Here is an 18,248-nt window from a genome sequence, read left to right on the forward strand (position 1 = left end):
GATCTTTCCAAGATGGCTCTCATCGTTCACAAATACGGCGGCACGTCGATGGGTTCAGTTGAACGCATCAAGAACGTCGCCAAGCGCGTGGCCAAGTGGCACCGCGCGGGTCACCAAGTCGTGGTCGTTCCTTCGGCCATGTCCGGTGAAACCAACCGCCTGCTGGGTCTGGCCAAAGAGATTTCGGCCCAGCCCGACCCGCGTGAACTCGACATGATTGCCTCCACCGGCGAGCAGGTGAGTGTGGGTCTGCTGGCCATCGCGCTGCACGCCGAGGGCATCGACGCCCGCAGCTACACCGGCTGGCAGGTGCCGGTAAAGACCGATTCGGCTTATACCAAGGCGCGCATCCAGTCGATCGACGACGAGCGCGTGCGCGCTGATCTCGATGCCGGCCGCGTGGTCGTCATCACTGGCTTTCAGGGTATCGACGGCGAAGGCCACATCACCACGCTTGGTCGCGGCGGTTCGGATACCTCGGCAGTGGCGATTGCCGCCGCGCTTGAGGCCGACGAATGCCTGATCTACACCGACGTCGACGGCGTGTACACCACAGACCCGCGCGTGGTGGACGACGCCCGTCGCCTGGACAAGATCACCTTCGAGGAGATGCTGGAAATGGCCAGCCTCGGCTCGAAGGTGCTGCAGATTCGCTCTGTGGAGTTTGCCGGCAAGTATCGCGTGAAGACCCGCGTGCTGTCGTCGCTGACCGACCCGCTGATGCCGCTCGATGTTGAAATGAACTCGGGCACGCTGATTACTTTTGAGGAAGATTCGAACATGGAAGCCGCCGCCATTTCCGGCATCGCCTTTGCGCGCGACGAAGCCAAGATCACTGTGATCGGTGTGCCGGACAAGCCTGGCATCGCTTATCAGATTCTGGGTCCGGTCGCCGACGCCAATATCGACGTCGACATGATCATCCAGAACCAGTCGGTGGAAGGCAAGACGGACTTCACCTTCACCGTGCCGCGCGGCGAATACCAGCGCGCCCTGGCAATCCTGAATGACAGCGTGAAGGCGCACATCGGTGCCGCTAGCATATCGGGCGACCCGAAGGTATCGAAGGTGTCGGTGGTGGGCGTTGGCATGCGCTCGCATGTGGGCATCGCCAGCAAGATGTTCCGCACGCTGTCGGAAGAGGGCATCAACATCCAGATGATCTCCACCTCCGAGATCAAGATCTCGGTGCTGATCGACGAGAAGTACATGGAGCTGGCTGTGCGCGCGCTCCACAAGGCGTTCGAGCTGGATCAGGCGTAATCGCTTGAGTCGGTGCCGGGTGGCGACCCGGGGCCACACATTCTCACCGTGTTGTCATGCAGTTGTCGTTGACCGGGTGGGGTGAAGTGGCTAGAATACGCGCTTCGTCGCGCGGGCTCCTTCGCTGCGACGCTGTTTTGGGAGACGTGGCCGAGAGGTCGAAGGCACTCCCCTGCTAAGGGAGCATCCGGGCCAAAACCTGGATCGAGGGTTCGAATCCCTCCGTCTCCGCCAGTTTGGTGGAGAAAACCCCGTAAGTTCAAGGACTTACGGGGTTTTTGTTTTTCTGGCCCCTCAGCTAGCCCATCACCAAGTGTTGGCCTGTCCGCTGTCGCCTTAGCCCATCACTCTGGCCCTCTGCGCAGAGTTCGTTGCTGAGCTCCTAGTCGTGCGCACGGCAGAGGCCTGCTTGGGTGGGGGCGTCGGAAGATCGCCGCTCTTTTATACTCCGGGGACTTACGAGAACAGTCCAACGGGGTCCAAGTGCAAGTTCGCGTCAAACTGCCATCAGGTCCACTCATTGAGTTTTCGGATTTCTGCAAGGCGATAGCCGAAGCGCTTCGACCGACGGCGGTACCGCACTTCGAGGGTATCGAGTGCATTGTTGGCAAGCTACAAAGGTTTTGCCCACCGATGCAGGGGTATACCGGCAATGGCGAGTCGGCGGTTGAGCATGCGCAGGTCGCGCCGCAGGCCGAAGGCGAGCACGCGTCGGACTCTCCGTCCCGGGATTGGCATGGTGCCGATGTGCAGGCGACGTCGGAGCCGGCAGCGGAATCCGATGCACAACAACAGATCGTCGAGTTGTCGGAGGCTCCATACCGCTTGACCGAGGATGATCGTCGCGCGCTAAGCCGTCTGTTGTCAGGGTTGCCATCCCTGCGGTATCCGATTTCGGATGGCGACAAGACAGCGTTTCACGACGCCTGGTCCAGCGCGACCGGCCGGCCGTCGTGGGAGCCCATTCTGATGACGGCTGCCGACATGGATCGGTACAAATTCGAGCAAAAGGAGATTCAGGTTCGCCATCAACGGGCGTTGCGAGATGAGTTTGCGCGAGGCCGGTTCACTGCGGTCGATGCTGGGCACGCCCCCGTAGTGGCGCTCGCGTTAGGCAGCTTCATTCCTAGGGAGTCTGCGATCGCCTATTTGAAGCGTTGCGGCTTTGTGCCTGATGACGGTGATGTAGGCGTTGATACTGAGCGCAATGACCACCCGCCGGAGCCTATGCTGGCTCCGGCGGTTATGCCGCATCAGATCCCAACGCCGAAAGCGGAGGAACCAGCGGCATCGGCGAAGGGCGGGCAACATGCCCATGCTGTCGACGTCAAAGAGAATAACCCCGACTCGGCGAATGGCCGTGACAATGAAGGCAAATCCTCTCAGCCCGCTCGGGGTACGGCAATGAGAAAGGTCGGGAAGGTCGCCCGCTTGCCGCGCGTTATCGAGTTGACTGGTCTTGGTCGCAGTTCGATCTACAACCGCATGGACTCTCGCTCACCGTATTACGACCCAACGTTCCCGAGATGTTTCTCTCTCAGTGCCAATGAAAATGGTGCGGTGGGATGGGACGAAGAACAGGTCCGTGCGTGGGTGGCCGCCCAGGCCGCGAGCGCTCAAGAGTGAGTAGCTTCAACAATTTGAAATGGCGCTCGAAGGAAGGGGGTTGCTGAATGACGCCGCGTCTTCTTTTCGTATCCATGTTCGCGCGTTGTTTAGCGATGTATCGAAGATTGTCCCGTAGTCAACGTATGGGCCAGGCCAGGTCATCTGACGCTGGCGCTGGCGCTGGTCTCTCGGAGAGTTTTGCATGCCACTGAAAGTCCCTGAAACGGAAGTCCGATATGAATTTCCGGGGTTGCGGGACCTTTTGTCATACCCGTTGGAAATGTTTCCGCCAATCATGCGGCATGCAATCAAGGAAGTAAGCGACAGCCTGGGAGCGCCGGTGCCGTTGGCTGCTAGCGCCGCGCTGGGTGCGGTTTCGTTGGCCTGCCAGAATTTCGTAAACGTGCAGTGCCCCGGATATGAGCCTGCCTCTTGCGCACTGTTCCTTTGGACCATCGCGGAGTCGAGTCACGGTAAGAGCGAGGTAGAGCGGCGTTTTCTTCGGGCGGTTCACCAGTTCGAGGAGAGTGAAGAAAACGCTGTCGATACCAGGAAATCGAGGTTTGCCGCCGAATTGAAATTCTGGCAGGAAGACGAAAAGGACCTTGAAAAGCAGTATCGGAAAGCAAAGTCAGCCGAGGAAAAGGAAAGGATCAAAAATCAACGTCTAGAGCATGCGGGCACAAAACCTAAGGAGCGGCGCGCAAGGATTCTGCAATACACCGAAGCGTCGCCGCAGCAGCTAACGGAAGCGCTTAGCCAGTTCGGGGCCATTGGGCTTATGTGTGCTGACGCTGGCGACGTGGTGAAGATTGGAGAAACCTTTCGTCAGACAACGTTGTTGAACGGTCTGTGGAGCGGGGAGCATCGCCGTTCCGGGCTGGTAGGTGGGGATCGCGCAACGAAAGCTCCACGTCTTACGATATCGATGATGTTGCAGGAAAGCGAGTTCCGGGCGTTTGTCGAGCAGCGGCGTGGTCGGGCAGCGGTAGGGAATGGCCTTTGGGCAAGATTCCTGATTGCGCAGCCAGGATCGTTCTGGGGAACGCCGGGCGATAACGCTGACGAGCATTATCTGGACGAATTTAACGCTCGCATAACACGTATTCTGGCGCAGGTCGTACCTTCGGCAGCAGAGCGTGAGACGCTCACCCTATCAAACGATGCCCAGTTGTACTGGAAATGCTATCGGGATGCCATGAAGAGGGCCGCTGGGGACTTGCGGCGCACAACAGCGGAAAGAAACTTCCTTCTTAAGCTCGCGCAGCAGGCGTCCAGGATTGCAGCGCTTTTTCACTATTTTTCGCGCGGCGACGTTGTTGAGGGCGTCAGCTGCGGGTCGTCGGCAGCGGCCGAGGTCAACGCCAACGCCAACGCCAACGCATCTGTCGCATTGCCTCTGGCAAATACGTCGCAAGACCATACACGGGATTCCGGAGAACCGTTGACCGTGCTGCGCGATGCGGATAAACGACCTACCGAGTCTCAGGTTGAGCAGGCGGATGAAACCGCAGAGGCTGGGCCGTCACAGTTTGATGGCTTGGGCGAGGATGGGGTGGATCGTTTTCCGGTGCACACGGGGGAGGCAAATGACCAGGCAGCAGGTGACGAAAGCCAAGTTGTCACGGTGTCGAATCGAACTGGCCGCGCGGATGAAATAGCTGATGACTTGCCGGGAATCCGCGCACATCAATCTGAAAGTTCCGCAGAGGCAACGCAGCCCGCGCACGATCAATTTCATACTCGGCCGAAAATCGAACTGAGAGCAACGGTTGACAAGGCGCTAGACGAAATATCCGGACAGACAATGCGGGATGCGATAAGTCTGTGCGATTGGTTTATGTGTGAATATGGGAAAGTGATGGGTCGGCAAGAGTCACCCGATCAAGCGATCCCGATGGGGGGGCATCAAAATCTAAACGATAATGGGCAAAAATTATTTGGATGGATTTATAGGAATTACGACCGCATTGCTGCGGAGCAGAATAATGAGTGCGTGAAGCTCGATTATTCAAAGTTTCAAAATGCATTCAGTAGAATGGGGCGAGAGAAAATTCTTACTGCGATGGAGTGGCTTGGTCAGCGGCAAGGGTTTCGTTTGGGATGTGGGCCGAGGGGTGGTAAGTATCTTTGTTGTAACCCATCGGGAAAATTCTGCAATGGCTGCGAATCAGTCAGTGCACATGGCCAACCGAATTTTATGCCAGATTCCCAAAATAGTTCATTTGCAAATGGCGGTCCTGCTTTATTTCCATTGCAAAGTCAAGTTGATGCATCTGGGGTGGCTTCTAGTCACGGCAGGAGAGTCGTTGCGCTAAGTGAAGTCAGCACGGACGGTCGGCATGCGGGTAATCAGGTGCACGAAAGTCAAGGCGCGATCAATGATGGGCGCGCGTCGCATGCTCGGTGGGTGGACGAGATCGCAGGCAATCTATCTGACTAGCTATGGTTATTGCTTGGCAATAGCAACCGCCTACTGAGGATCGCGATCCCTGCACACACCAATACCCTAGATATGCCTAGGTATGCATATCTAGGCTATGTATGTAGCCGCTTAGCACTGTTCTGGTTTGGTGAGTCGCGGGCAGGTGATGCCGGTCGAGCCCACGCCGAGAGCGCATACGCTGACGATGGGGTGCCGGGCGCGATAGAGCGGTGAGGATGGGGTGTGCGGCAGGTTGTCGGTATGGTTGCAAATAGCTTCATTGGGTTTCACAATGGTGCGTTCGTATGCAACCGGTTGCTGTCATGTCGAAAGAAGACCTGTTAGAAGGGCTGCGCAATCTTGAGCGCCGAGAGAAGCCGGGGAGTGCGGCTGCGCAGCTTCGCGAAATTGAGGCTGAGATTAGTGCTTCGCTGGCGAAGGGCTATACGCTCAAGCAGGTATGGAGCAGTTTGTGTGAACGAGGCCTCAAGCTGTCCTTCGGCGGTTTCAAATCGTCCTTCTATCGGGGGCAGCGAGAAACCAAAGAGTTGCAAAAAGTCTTAAATGGTTTTGATGAGTGCCCGCATTGTGGTGGTGCATTGGCCAACCGGGGCAGTAGCGTGGCCAACCAGAGCAAGGAGACAGAGGCTGCGACGGATTCGCATCCGTCGGTTACTGCTGGGGGGAAGTCTTCCGCCAAAGATGCGGTCGGCGAAAGCATGGGCGCGTCTTTCGCCCGTGCGCTTGAGGAACGGATGTTGTCGACGCCTTTGGCAATACGCAGATCGAAGCCCTAGTTCCGGCTTGTTCGCTGGGTGTCATTGAGGTTCCCAGGATCAATTGGATGCGCCAGAACTGCTGCGTTGGGTTGTCTGGGAACTGCGCCGTCGCGGTGTTTTTAGCATCCGTGAATCGGACATCGTGACGCAGGCGAAGAACTTAGGGTGGACGTCGCAGCGTCCCAGGGCAGCCCTGATGGTGCTTTTCGCGACAGGCGAGCTCAAACTGCTGCCGCGTACGATCAACGGTCGCCGGGTCGAGATGGTGGAGCTGCCGAGCACTTCGCTCCATTTGCCGCCGCTCATCTGAAAGCCCTCACTGGCCCCGTTCGCCATCCGGTGGACGGGGTTTTCTGCTGAGCATGACAGCGCAACGCTGCCGTTGGCTCCCTCGTCCCAACACCACAATGACCAAACAGACGCCGCTCGGCACAATCGCGCCGCAGATCCTTGCTGGACTCGCCGGGTACATCGACCGCACCTTGAACTGCCGTGTTGAGCCGGACGGCAGGAAAACCATTTTGTCCGGTCCGGAAATCGGGAGCCTGTTCACGCTCGACCGCTTTGTCTGGTCGGCGCTCGCAACCCCGTTCGCCCCTTTTCGTATTTCCGGCACGATGCATTTGCCGCATGAGTACCAGCAAGGCGCACTGCACGAAGAGCATCTTTCCGGACGATGGAATTACACCAAGTCTGCGTCGCCGAACCCGTACTGCCAAGACACCTTGGACTTGGCCGCTCAATTGCAGAGAATCTCTCACTCTGTGGAAACGTTTGATCCGTCGAAGCGGGAGGCCGCGCAACTAGTGCATGCGCCGCATCTTCGGCTGCTGCTGGACACATTCTTCCACCACCCCATCCGCAACTGCGGCGGCAGCGACATCAATTCGCCTACCGTTCATGAGGGTCTCATCAAGGCGGAGATCTACAACGATTTCGCGGCTCAATTCCGTCAGGCGATGCTCGCCAGGAAGTTCCTGCGACGGGAGCGGCACAACTGGCATATGGGCTGTCGGGAGAACCAAACGAGCCTGCGTGCTTACCTGGATGGCTTGTTCACGCGGCCCCCCAGCCTGACCGTCCTGCACCTCCGTCTGTTCCACGCTAAGAACCGGGCTGACCTGATCTCGGCTCCGGTGGAGGATTAACATCGGGACCTGCACGAGCTCCGAGCCTGCCGCACGGCGTTCTTCGACCGCATGCGCAGGAAGCCAGCGCTGTTCACCCAGAAGCCTGGGTACGTCTGGGCCATCTTGCCTTCGCTGGAAGGGGGGTACGATCTGCATCTCACACTGCTGTTCGACACGGTTGCTTTGTGCAAGGTGCTCGACGACAAAAGGGTGGAGGCCGAACAAGCCGGGACGATCTTGGAGGACCATGCAGACCAGATCGGAACTTACTGGGTGAGGACGGCGACCGAGGGTCAGGGGGGGCTATCTTCGAGGCGACAGAAACGACTGGCTATATGGGCCAGGCTGGGTGCACGGCGAGGTTCGTCCCCATGACACTAGGCGCCGCCAAAAGCTCCAGGAAACGCTCGGCTACCTGCCCATGCGCCGTGCCTTGGTGCGTCTGAAAAACGAGCCTGAGGGCGAGTATTTCGGCATGCGTGAGCGCAGAGCGCGAGCCCCACGTCGACCCGCTAGGCTAACCAAGACGGACGCGTAGAAGCGCGCCGATGTGCAGACGTGCTCGCCAAAAGTGAGTATCCAAAACACCTAACCTGCTGATTTCATTGGCTCGCTGATTTTTGGGGAGTGAGGCCACAGCGGCGATACGTGCCCCGGCGGCGGCCCGCCGACGCGTGGCCGGCGCTCTAGGTTGTACGAAATCCAAGCGCAAGAATTTGCAGAAAAAAGAATCGCACGAAAGTCGCAAAATAATCAGCCGAGCTCTTCTCCGCGTGCCGAAACATTTGCACGAAACTTTGTCGAAGAGGCACTGCGTCCCCATCGGCTGCAGCTCAAAGCGTAAGGCTGAATCCTTTTCGCTAAACAGCGTGCCAACTCGGCAGTTCCAAGATGATGCGAAGGCTCGTCAGGCGTGCATGCTAAAGGGACGACTGATTCGGGTCATGTTCATTGGTTGGACCCTGACCGGTCTGTTGCTGCAGCGTCGATCGACTCGCGACGTACTGCGCTTTGTCTTCAGGTGACATGTTGCTGATACGCGCTGGACCCAGATGGCGTTCCGGCTGGCGTTCAACTCCCTGCTCCTTCAACGTGCGGTGATCAACGCGAGCGGTATGACCGTACTTGTTCAAGGCAGCGTTTTGCAGCTCGGCGCACTTCTTGCGGATCTCAATGACCTCATCTCGCAACGCGAGCCGGTTCTTGCCGCCACTATCTTTTCTGCAGCCCCCTTGCTCGGGATTCGCCGCGTTGTAGCGGCGGAATGTCTGTTGAGCGGAACGTTCAACTCCGTCGTCCATGCGATCGGAAAACATCAGGTGGAGGTGGGTATTGGAGGTGCCCTCGAGCGCTGACTTCGGTGCATGCATGGCAAACTGATAAGGCTTGTTACCCACCAGCGACTTGACGAGATCGTTCGCCAGTTCCTGCTGCTGCTCGCGTGTCAGTTCGTCAGGCAGCGCGATTTCGTGTTCGCGATAAACCGCGCCATTCGCGCGTTCATATTTGTCTCCCGCCCTCCAGAATGCAGATGGGCTGTTCTGCGCCCATGCTGGCATGTTGCCGTGCCCGGTACAGATCAAGTCTTCGCGTTGACTGTGCTTGCCCTGCCTTGTGATGTAGGTTGCGTGATTCGCCGCTGTTCCTTTCTTGCCGCTCTTGATCGTGTGGTGGAAACTTGCCATGGTCAGACTACCCTTTCTCGTGGACAAATGAAAAGGCCAACGAAGGAGCGCTTCGCTGGCCGTATGCGAGATGGGCAATGCTCAGGATCTGTGCTTTCTGATAGAAAGGTTAAGTGCGCGTCCTTATTCCCCTCTATGTGTTCTGGTGGACCAGGATGACTACTATCAATGCGCTCCTACGACTCCTCTCTACGAGTGATCTCAATCCCTTCCATCAATCCCTGCTACTACTCATCTCATACCATCTGAGATGAAGTTAAAAAATACTCGAATATGTAGAGGCATGAATTTGTCCTGCCTTCTGCGGGTGTCTTTAAATCAAAAAAGTGCGGAACACATATGTCTATTCTGCATAGGTCAGACGCCTGTGGTAGCAGGAGCAATGCGCCTGTGAGGCATAACGTCAAAGGATGATGCTGATCGAGATATCGCTTGCAATGGCAGGGCGATGGCGCCGCTCAGAATTTAATTATGTCTCGACGCGTCAGTCCGGTAATTTTCATGCGGGCGCCTATTTATAAGGGGGGTGAATAGATTTCACGTTGGATACCCACGTGCTTGCGCTCTTCTGTGGACTCCATTTTCTGTGGTTATAATCGGTGCAGAAAAACGGAGGCCAAGAGACGAGGCCGAGGTGCCACGGAGGGTCTAATAGGGGGAGGTATGCCGATTATTCTGACAGCATTCAGCATTCAGCGTTCAGAAGGAATGGGAGGGGTGCACGTGGAGTGTGCCTTCCGTTGACGAACTGGCCAACGCTGTCGCGATCATTGCGGTGGGCCAGGCGCATCACGTCGCTAACATCCTGCACGCCGCAGGGTTGGCGCCTAAGCCCACTACCAAGAACATGGTAAAGGGCGCAATCAAGCTCTTGTCACCTTCGGGAAACATTGGCCATCGGGATGGGTGGATGTTCCAGGTCATGTCGTGGCTCGCAGCTCAACTACGAACCCCGGGCGGGCTGATGAACGCGCCGCACATGAAGCACGCCGACAAGGGATTGGACGGGCTTCAGGTGGACATCGACGGGACGGGGGCAGTTACTGCTGTCGTGCTGTTTGAGGACAAAGCGACTGAGAACCCGCGGGACACGGTGCGCGATATGGTGTGGCCGGAGTTCGCGGAATTCGAAGGTGGAGCGGAAGAGAATGTCATTGCTGCCGAGGTGGCTCAGCTTCTCGCTCGCTCCTCTCATCCCGACCCGGAGCAAGCAGTGGCTGACATTATGTGGGCTCAGGCACGCCGCTACCGCCTGAGCATCACGGACGAGCAGAGTACGGACAAATCTCAAGCCAAGCTATTCAAAGGATACGCGACGCACGTTCCTGGCCCATTGGAGCGCCGACGCGCAGAGGTGTTCGAAGTCATCGACCTTCGCAAGTGGATGGATGACCTTGCAAAGTTAGCTATGGCGAAAGCCGCAGCATTTGCGACCAAAGACTGAGAGCGCATCGTGTTTGATGACCCAACATCAGAGCTCCTTCGCTCTGCGCCGGAGCTGTCAGGCCTTGACCCCAAGTCCTTGCCTAAGGCACTGACCAAAGCGTATGCCGAAATCGTTGCAGTGCGTCTGCGCTTGCGTAGGCTCGCTGATGGAACCTCCAACGCTGCCGAACTACTGGCGAACCTGCGTCCTGAGCTCGAGCGGCTCCGGAAAATTGCCTTCACGCAGGAGGCCATCGCTTCTGTCAACCCAGAAAGCCCGCGGCGGCGTGGTGCGGCATTCCTCGCGGCGACAGCGCACTATGTGACCCTCCAAGCACAGCGGCTCCTGGGGCCAGTCGAGAGGGCTGAGCTTGGCCCTCTGACGGTCAATGGGATAGCGCCGGAGGTCTCCGCAACGCTCCTGTTCCTTGCCGCAGGCGCGAGCCCGGATGCTGCCGAGATGTCGCGCCAGATTGAGCTCTCCGACGACCTGCCACAGGTCGAGCGCAGGCTGTTGCAGGACATCAAGCGGCTAGCGATTGGCGAACTGGACTCATTGCTTGAGGACTCAACCGTTCCTGAGTCGCCGTCGTTGGATGGCGATTTGATAATGGCCCAGGTCGGCGCGAGTGCGCTGTATCTCATGCTGCAGCGCTGCGTTCAACGTATTGCGGCGGAAGTGCTCGGACGTCCGGGCTATGAGCCATCATTGCCAGAGCTCGAACGCGTCGAGGAATTTTGCTCGCAGGCGGTGGTGCGGTTCCAAGACCGCCTTGGTAACAGCGCTTTCCCCGGGCCTCGTCATTTGGCCTCCCTGCTGAAAGCCGTGGGCCGTGAGTTGCCAGCCGATAGCTTGGCCCGGTTGCCCGCCCCGCCTGGGGTGGGTGCCTTCCTCTGGATCTCGGGCCTAACTCTGATTGCAAAGACCCGGCCGTATCTTTGGGCGAATCACCGTGATGCCGTGGCGCAAGGTTACCTGACCCCCGGGGTCTCGGCCGCCATCAGCTTCCCCACTGGGGCGGGGAAGTCAACGCTGTCCGAGCTCAAGATTCTTTCGAACCTGTGTCAAGGGAAGGACACTATCTTTCTGGCACCTACGTTGGCGCTGGTCGACCAGACCGCCCGCGCGCTCCAAAAGGCCTTTCCTGATGCGCGGCTGAATCGGGAACGGGCGAGTGACAACCCGTTCGATTTTGACTTGGGCACGCGATTGCCGCCGATGTCGGTGATGACACCGGAGCGTTGCTTGGCGCTGATGGGGTTTCAGCCGGAGTTGTTCAAGGACGTTGGTTTGCTCGTGTTCGACGAGTGCCACCTGCTGCACGCCGGCGTGAATGACCGTAGCCGGCGTGCCGTCGACGCGATGCTATGCATCTTGAACTTGTCCACGTATGCGCCTGATGCTGACTACTTGCTGCTCTCAGCCATGATGAGCAATACGGAGGAAGTCGCAGCTTGGCTGGCAGACCTCACCGGACGCACGTGCTTGCCGCTGAGCATGGCGTGGAAGCCGACTCGGCAAGTGCGTGGCTCCGTGGTCTTTCCAAGCGACCAAATCTCCGTTCTGAGGGAGAAGTTGGTGACGAAGCGTCGGGAATTGGTCGCTGCCGGTAAGCGCAGGAGCGGGCCGCCTGTCGCACTGAAGCGTGAACTCAAGGCAAGGCCGCTGGGTTTGCTCGGGCTCAATTTCCGGTGGGATTCGATGCGCCGTGATGACTACGTGCTGCTTCCGCTCTCCGACAGCGACATGTCCCTCTCGGTGAATGCGAGCACGTGGAAACTCACGCCGAATGTCAACAGCGTCGCCGCAGAATTTGCGTCACTTGCATCTCGAAACGAGGGCATCAAGTCGCTTATCTTCGCACAGACAATTCCCTATGCCTTGAGCGCTCAAGAAACTGCGGGTAGGCAACTGGGGGAGGCGGACATCGCCTTCACGGAAGAGGAGCAGCATCTTTACAATCTGACGCTCGAGGAACTGGGTGATAAGTCAGCGCTCTACATCGATACCGTCGATGGGAAGCTGGCGCGGTGGTCGAGCCTCTGCCATCATGGCCTTCTCCTGCCGACGGAGCGGCAGTTGCACGAGTCGCTTTTCAAACGCCCGGACGGAGTGTCTGTTCTGGTTGCCACATCGACGCTGGCACAAGGCATGAATCTGCCGAGTCACGTCGTCATTATCGCAGGCGACAGCAAATTCGACGAGGAGAACAAGCAACTCGCACAGATGAAAGCGCATGATCTCCTCAACGCCGCAGGCCGCGCTGGTCGGGCCGGGCAGAGCTCGTACGGATTGGTGCTCGTTATTCCGAGCAATGTCGTCGAAATCGACGACTCCAACAACCGGATTGGCAGCCATTGGGGGGCGCTTCAAAGCATCTTCTCTCAGAGCGATCAATGCTTGGCCATCGAAGACCCGCTGGAGGCCATCCTCGACCGCATCCAGGACCTTGGGGGAGATGCTGGAATCGATGCGGATTACCTCTTGCGCCGGCTTCCCATTTCGACTGAGACTGTGGACGTCGATGGTCCCGCTACGACGCTGTTGAAGAAGTCATTTGTTGCCTTCAAGCTGAGGAAGCAAGGTCAGGAAGACCAGCTCGACGATCGCATCACCCATGCGCTGCGTGCGCGTAGAAGGCTTCAAGAGCTAGATGAGGAACCCGATTGGGCTGACAAGATGGCTGCCAACTACGGCGCGCCGTCGGATGTGCTGCGGGAGTTGAAAGTTCGTCTCGAGGCGTCCCCCCCTGTCGGACGCACCACGTTGGACTGGTTCACTTGGACGGCGACTTGGTTGGCCGAGCGGCCCATCCTTGTCTCCCAGATGATCCGGCGGGAGACCTTGGACGGGTACATGGGCGAGCCGTTCAAGTCGATTGAGAGCGATGAGGAGCGAGGTGAGGTTGCTGTTAGCGTGGTGCTCGCGGCGCTGAAGGCGTGGGTCAGCGGACAAACCCTAGCGGAGATTCAGAAGCTCAAGCCAACGACGCAACAGTCGAAGTACTACGAACAAGCTCGACGCTTCGTTCTGCGAGTCCTCCCCGAACTCGCTTACGTGTTCTCCCTTCCTGAACTAGTGCGCCGGCACCTGGCCGCCGAAGGGTCGTCCGAGGATATGGACAAGCTTGCCTCTGTCGAACTTGAGAAACTCGGAAGCTGTGTCCGTGAGGGCTACGATACTGTTGAGAAGCTTGCCCTAGCAAAGCTGCGGGGCAAGACGACCTCGCGGGTTGGAGTTCATCGCCAGAGGGAGCAGATGGACTGGTGGATGGACCCCGCGATACCAGATGAAACCTGGCAAGCGCTGTTCGAACGAGTCAAGTTAGGCGCCGAGCGGTACGACTAGGTTTCAAACACAGTCTCAAGTTGTGATACAGCGCAAACGCATTTGTAAATTGGTGCACCTGCTCGCGCGGTTATTGGATTGTGTGGCTGAAGGAATTTACGGTTCGCTCGTTACTGAGATCAGTGCCAACGCTACCGCACTGATCTGGTTGTGTCTTGACGAAGCGGAATGCGTTGAGAACATTCGCCAACGCGGCATACGTCGTGGGGGAGACGCGGCATCATTTGCTGCGTTGTTGGATTGGGCTTCGACGTATCGAAGTCGTCAGGGAGGGAGCTCCTACATTGGCCACCAGAAGCTGTTTGACGAGTACGGGGCAGACAAACAAGTTCTTCGGTCACGCGATGCCGTAAGGACCTTCTTGGATTGTTTCGGCACCTAGCGCGTCTTCGCTGGCGCAGCCTGCGCCGAACACTTCCACGTAGCGACCGCAGCATCAGCGTGGTGTTCGCTGCACGCTAACACGAAGAGAGCCAGAGATGCAGACATCGACGCCTTTAGACTGTTGGGAGTGCGGCAGCCACAGTGATTGTCAAAGACGCGAGGATTTCATGAGTAAGGATCAAGAGGCGAGCGTGGTTGGCGATGAACAACGGCCCTCAGCTTCGCCAATTATCGATGAGGGTGTTGTTATGCGCAGGGCCATTGAGGCCCAACGGCGATATCGTTGGCGCCAGCGTATCGCGCGGTTCGTTGAGCGGAATCTGATCGCATGGTTCTTTGACGAGTTTCCCGCCCAGGACATGTACGTGCCCGATCCACAGATTCGGCGCACGACCCGGCAGGATGCCAGATACCACCGGTTTCGCCAGCGTACCGGATGGACTTTCCTTTCTTACCTGGGAACGTCTGCTGGAGTACGTTTTGCCGCCATCGCTGGCCTTGTCAGTGCAGTTTTCCAGGCTGCACCGGTTTTGCATCCCAGTGGTTCGACTGCTACAGCATTCCGATGGCTGCTGATTTCCGGGGCCATGTATCTATGTGCCGCTGCTTGGTTTGAGCTGTTTTGCCCGTTGCTTTTGAAGCAGACTTTGAGGTCAAAGGAAGGGGGGCTTGGGATGCATGGCCGCCGATGGTTGCGAGCGCTCGTAGAAGATGAGTTGCGTCGTTGGTGGGCAAGGAGGACGTGGAAGCCACATCCCGCATTGTTGGATTTGTCCAGGATGGAGGACAAGTCGGCAGTGGCAATCATGTCCCGATACGGCGATCCTGCCTTTGCTGGATTTGACGTTCTAGCATGTGCGCATATTGACTTGGCGTTGGACGAATTTTCTCGGAGCCGCAATGTCAAGCTCTGGACACCAACGGAGGAGGGCAGCGAACGGTGGAAGCGCCATGAGGCTGGGTACACCCTTGAGGGCAATCGCCCATTGATGCAAAGGCTACGGATCTATCGCCTCTCCCAGCATGAGCTCGAAGGTCAAAGCGAAATTTCAGAGAGAGATCTGGTCGTCGAGTGGGATCGGTCTGGCATTGCCATATTGAATCGACTGCCGACTAAGCGAACGATTCACGTGTGCAGAGAGGCCGAGGGGCTCGCTCATCTATTCGAAAGCGATGCTGACGCCCGAACGTTTTCCACAATCGTCGCGGGTTGGCAAGATACGATGCATCCGCTAAGACGCATTGTGCTCTTCGGGTTGTATCTGTTCAGTCTCGTCGCATTCTTGTGTTTCATCGTGTCACAAGTGCATACCGTTGCGCACGGACTACTACCCCTTTGAGGGTCCGTTATCGCTGGCGCCGCTGAGTCGTTGAAGGACTAGCTTGGTATATCGCAGGTCCTGCACATGGTCGTCAGTCGTTTCTCTGTCGCCACTACCAACCGCGTATTGTTGCTTACCGCCGCATTGACCGATTCAGAGAGGCGGCTGGGCGCGATCGGTAGCGCGTATGGTTTGGCATTCAAGCAGCCCCCGTCAAGTTGCTGTGTTGTTGTCCGGATTGGCTTGCTGCTGCATGGCCGCTCTATGAAGGACGGAGATCCACTCTGACCGGTGCCTGACCATGCCGCGATTCGAGAATTGCCGTGTGTTCGGCGCGGGCGTGGCCCGAGCGGGAATGAAGCAATGAGCGAGGGCTGAAAAACTGTGCCATCCATCATCACACACGCAGCCGTGCCCCTGATGCTGGGCGCGGCGGCAGGCCGCCGTTGCGTGAGCGGCAGGCTTCTTCTTGTTGGTGCCGTTGCGGCGATGTTGCCGGACATCGACGTTGCTACACTCAAGCTGGGCGTTCCGTATCAAGACGCCGTCGGCCATCGCGGCGCCACGCATTCGATCGCGTTTGCGCTGGCCATCGCCATGCTGGCGGCGCTTGTGGACCCTTTGCTCAAAAGCACCCCACGACGCAGTGCAATCTTTGTCGGACTTGCTGCGCTCTCTCATCCGCTACTCGATATGTGCACCAACGGCGGGATGGGCATCGCGCTTCTGTGGCCGTTCAGCGAACAGCGCTGGTTTTTCCCGGCCCGGCCCATTGCGGTGTCACCGCTGGGCGTATCCCGGTTTCTCGGCCCTCGTGGACTCGCTGTGATAGCGTCGGAGTTGTATTGGGTCTGGCTGCCCACCGCACTGCTGTCGCTTGCCTTGCTGGCGGGCTGGCGTATCGGGAAGTCAAGCGGCCGCGCTCAGTCTTGAAGAGACAACTACTCCGCGGGCCAACTGGCGGTGCCGAACCGCGCCTGTGCGGCGGCGTCATGCAGCGGTGCATGGGAAGGCAATGGGTCGTCGAGTCAATGCTATCGAGCTGGGCCGCATGGGCCAGAAGGTCGGGATTCGCGTGGAGTTGAGGGGCCAGGAAAACATCGCCGTCCAATCATTGGAGTCGCTGGCGGCTGGCCTCTCGCGAGCCGAGCTGACGTTCCGCCAGAGAAATCTGTATTGCCAATTCGATCTCGATGCCTTGCCCGCAGGCGAACTGGAGGCACTGGAAGCTAAGGCTGCCGCACTGGGCGACTACATTCTTGCAGGTCGCTTGGCCCATGACGTGGACAGCCAGTAGGACCGGTAGCTGCATCGCATGTCGAGTTCACGCGACACAGAAAGTTGTAATCCGTCCCGCGATCCGGGACGTTACCTGCATCTGTCCAGTGATCCTCCCGGTGGCTGGGCTCCCGTGCAGCGCCAGGTGAGCAGTTTCACTTGGCGTTTTTTCTTTGGTCGTGAAGCGCGCTACTTGAATTCGCTTCAGTCGCGTGGTGCGACAATACGCGGCTCGATGTTGATCAAGGAGTTGGGTGTGCAAGGGCAGTCTCCGTGGCTATGCGCCATGCTGTGTGCGGCAGTGTTGATTTCGGCACCCGCCCATGCAAGAACAAACAAGGGCGGTGTGGGCGACGCGAGCGGCGCGTATGCGGCAATTGCACCGATCGAGCGGGCGAGGCCCAATCCCAGACTCACCCCCGGTGCCGTTGATCCACGCGTGACCCAGGCCAACATCCGCGAGACCATCTGCATGCGCGGCTACACCAAGACCGTGCGGCCACCGCAGCAATTCACGCGCGAGCTCAAGGGGCGACAGATCCGGCAGTACGGCTACGAGGACAAGCGGCTGCGGGACTATGAAGAAGACCACCTCGTGGCGCTGGAGATTGGCGGCGCACCAAACAGTGCCAAGAATCTCTGGCCACAGCCGCATCACGTGATTGGAAACTGGGGCAGTGTTGCCAAGGACCGGCTGGAGAACCGGCTACACACGCTGGTGTGCCACCGCAAGCTTCCTCTGGCACAAGCTCAATGGGCGATGGCGCATGATTGGATCGCCGCCTATAAGCGCTATATCGGCCCCAAGGCGCCTTATCGCTAGGCGTCGTTGCCCGGTCGACATACCGCACGTGCATGACCTCCCCAGTTGCCGTGCATGTTATCAACGAACGAGAGATTGAAGTGCCGCAAATCATCTATGTGCTGACGAACGAAGCCATGCCTGGGCTGGTCAAGATTGGTATGACCACTGACAGTGTGGAGGCGCGAATCTCCCAGTTGAGCGCGCATTCAGGAGTTCCGCTGCCCTTCGAGTGTTATTTCGCGGCGGAAGTACCGGACTGCGTGAAGATCGAGAAGATCCTCCATCAGCTCTTTGGCGACGTGCGATTGAACCCAAAACGCGAATTCTTCAAGTTGGACCCGGAGAAGGCCGTGCTCGCAATTAGCATTGGAGACTTCAAGGAGATCACGCCAGGGCTGGCCGAAATCGACAAGGAGGAGCGGGATGCGTTGGAGAAGATCAAGGCCCGCCGTCCGAAGCTCAACTTGGCAGCCATTGGGATCAAAACGGGCGACGTCCTAACGTTCTCGCGCGATGAGTCGGTGACGGGCGTCGTAGCGGATGGGGGCCGGCTTGAATTTCAGGGGGAGGTTATGAGCCTTTCTGCGGCGGCGTTGAAAGCGCTGCACCGCATGGGCTACAAGACACCCGCCGCGAGCGGGCCGGGATACTGGATGTTCGAGGGCGAACTGCTCGGCGAGCGCCGTCACCGGCTCGAAGAACAGCAATACGGCGAAGCCGACGGCGTGGGCAACTAGCCGCCCGACAGATACTACAGCGACAAACCACGCTCTATTGAGCAGCGCGTTGGCAATG

At 58.2% G+C, this 18,248-nt stretch carries 13 protein-coding genes, 1 tRNA gene and 1 pseudogene; 14 read left to right on the top strand and 1 reads right to left on the bottom strand.

Going from position 1 to position 18,248, the window contains the following annotated elements; genetic code table 11:
* Positions 1-12: 12 nt before the first annotated feature.
* The 7 genes from B4F51_RS09140 (at position 13) to B4F51_RS09170 (ending at position 7,223) form a co-directional block, all read left to right on the top strand.
* On the top strand, positions 13-1,263 hold the full coding sequence (locus B4F51_RS09140; protein ID WP_296224912.1) for an aspartate kinase: 1,251 nt from the start codon (positions 13-15) through the stop codon (positions 1,261-1,263).
* A 140-nt stretch (positions 1,264-1,403) separates the two neighbouring features.
* Positions 1,404-1,497, top strand: a tRNA-Ser gene (locus B4F51_RS09145).
* Positions 1,498-1,746: 249 nt separating this feature from the next.
* A complete protein-coding gene (locus B4F51_RS09150) occupies positions 1,747-2,889 on the top strand; it encodes an AlpA family phage regulatory protein (RefSeq protein ID WP_296224913.1) in 1,143 nt (380 codons plus the stop codon).
* Between the two features lie 184 nt (positions 2,890-3,073).
* On the top strand, positions 3,074-5,314 hold the full coding sequence (locus B4F51_RS09155; protein ID WP_296224914.1) for a DUF3987 domain-containing protein: 2,241 nt from the start codon (positions 3,074-3,076) through the stop codon (positions 5,312-5,314).
* Positions 5,315-5,619: 305 nt separating this feature from the next.
* Positions 5,620-6,093 carry a hypothetical protein gene (locus tag B4F51_RS09160; RefSeq protein WP_296224915.1) on the top strand — a complete coding sequence of 158 codons (474 nt, stop codon included), beginning with the start codon at positions 5,620-5,622 and terminating at the stop codon, positions 6,091-6,093.
* Between the two features lie 43 nt (positions 6,094-6,136).
* The gene (locus B4F51_RS09165; RefSeq protein WP_296224917.1) at positions 6,137-6,385 is read left to right on the top strand and encodes a hypothetical protein; all 249 of its coding nucleotides are present in this window, start codon (positions 6,137-6,139) and stop codon (positions 6,383-6,385) included.
* Between the two features lie 97 nt (positions 6,386-6,482).
* A complete protein-coding gene (locus B4F51_RS09170; RefSeq protein WP_296224919.1) occupies positions 6,483-7,223 on the top strand; it encodes a hypothetical protein in 741 nt (246 codons plus the stop codon).
* 902 nt (positions 7,224-8,125) lie between these two features.
* On the opposite strand, the gene B4F51_RS09175 is transcribed toward B4F51_RS09170, so the two are convergent.
* The gene (locus tag B4F51_RS09175) at positions 8,126-8,890 is read right to left on the bottom strand and encodes a MobA/MobL family protein (RefSeq protein WP_296224921.1); all 765 of its coding nucleotides are present in this window, start codon (positions 8,888-8,890) and stop codon (positions 8,126-8,128) included.
* A 730-nt stretch (positions 8,891-9,620) separates the two neighbouring features.
* Between B4F51_RS09175 and B4F51_RS09180 the strand changes: the two genes are divergently transcribed.
* From B4F51_RS09180 to B4F51_RS09210, 7 genes and pseudogenes are all read left to right on the top strand, one after another.
* Positions 9,621-10,334, top strand: coding sequence for a hypothetical protein (locus tag B4F51_RS09180; protein WP_296224923.1), 714 nt, complete (start codon positions 9,621-9,623; stop codon positions 10,332-10,334).
* A gap of 9 nt (positions 10,335-10,343) precedes the next feature.
* Complete coding sequence (locus B4F51_RS09185; RefSeq protein ID WP_296224925.1) at positions 10,344-13,664, top strand: DEAD/DEAH box helicase; 3,321 nt, start codon at positions 10,344-10,346, stop codon at positions 13,662-13,664.
* 551 nt (positions 13,665-14,215) lie between these two features.
* Positions 14,216-15,388, top strand: a complete 1,173-nt coding sequence (locus B4F51_RS09190; protein WP_296224927.1) for a hypothetical protein — start codon at positions 14,216-14,218, stop codon at positions 15,386-15,388.
* Positions 15,389-15,754: 366 nt separating this feature from the next.
* Positions 15,755-16,303 carry a metal-dependent hydrolase gene (locus B4F51_RS09195; protein ID WP_296224929.1) on the top strand — a complete coding sequence of 183 codons (549 nt, stop codon included), beginning with the start codon at positions 15,755-15,757 and terminating at the stop codon, positions 16,301-16,303.
* A gap of 97 nt (positions 16,304-16,400) precedes the next feature.
* A pseudogene (locus B4F51_RS09200) lies at positions 16,401-16,667 on the top strand (PHA-granule associated protein 4); the annotation flags it as partial.
* 18 nt (positions 16,668-16,685) lie between these two features.
* Positions 16,686-17,471 carry a hypothetical protein gene (locus B4F51_RS09205; protein ID WP_296224931.1) on the top strand — a complete coding sequence of 262 codons (786 nt, stop codon included), beginning with the start codon at positions 16,686-16,688 and terminating at the stop codon, positions 17,469-17,471.
* A 32-nt stretch (positions 17,472-17,503) separates the two neighbouring features.
* Positions 17,504-18,190: a GIY-YIG nuclease family protein gene (locus B4F51_RS09210; protein WP_296224932.1), complete on the top strand. Its 687-nt coding sequence runs from the start codon at positions 17,504-17,506 to the stop codon at positions 18,188-18,190.
* The last annotated feature ends 58 nt before the right edge of the window (positions 18,191-18,248 follow it).

It is taken from the genome of Ralstonia sp. UBA689 (assembly GCF_002298975.1).
In the GTDB taxonomy this organism is placed as follows: Bacteria; Pseudomonadota; Gammaproteobacteria; order Burkholderiales; family Burkholderiaceae; genus Ralstonia.

What these genes read in the sequence shown, in the direction of transcription:
- B4F51_RS09140 (WP_296224912.1), top strand. Translation starts at nt 13, where the DNA reads ATGGCTCTCATCGTTCACAAATACGGCGGCACGTCGATGGGTTCAGTT.
- B4F51_RS09155 (WP_296224914.1), top strand. Translation starts at nt 3,074, where the DNA reads ATGCCACTGAAAGTCCCTGAAACGGAAGTCCGATATGAATTTCCGGGG.
- B4F51_RS09160 (WP_296224915.1), top strand. Translation starts at nt 5,620, where the DNA reads ATGTCGAAAGAAGACCTGTTAGAAGGGCTGCGCAATCTTGAGCGCCGA.
- B4F51_RS09170 (WP_296224919.1), top strand. Translation starts at nt 6,483, where the DNA reads ATGACCAAACAGACGCCGCTCGGCACAATCGCGCCGCAGATCCTTGCT.
- B4F51_RS09175 (WP_296224921.1), bottom strand. Translation starts at nt 8,890, where the DNA reads ATGGCAAGTTTCCACCACACGATCAAGAGCGGCAAGAAAGGAACAGCG.
- B4F51_RS09190 (WP_296224927.1), top strand. Translation starts at nt 14,216, where the DNA reads ATGAGTAAGGATCAAGAGGCGAGCGTGGTTGGCGATGAACAACGGCCC.
- B4F51_RS09205 (WP_296224931.1), top strand. Translation starts at nt 16,686, where the DNA reads ATGTCGAGTTCACGCGACACAGAAAGTTGTAATCCGTCCCGCGATCCG.
- B4F51_RS09210 (WP_296224932.1), top strand. Translation starts at nt 17,504, where the DNA reads ATGACCTCCCCAGTTGCCGTGCATGTTATCAACGAACGAGAGATTGAA.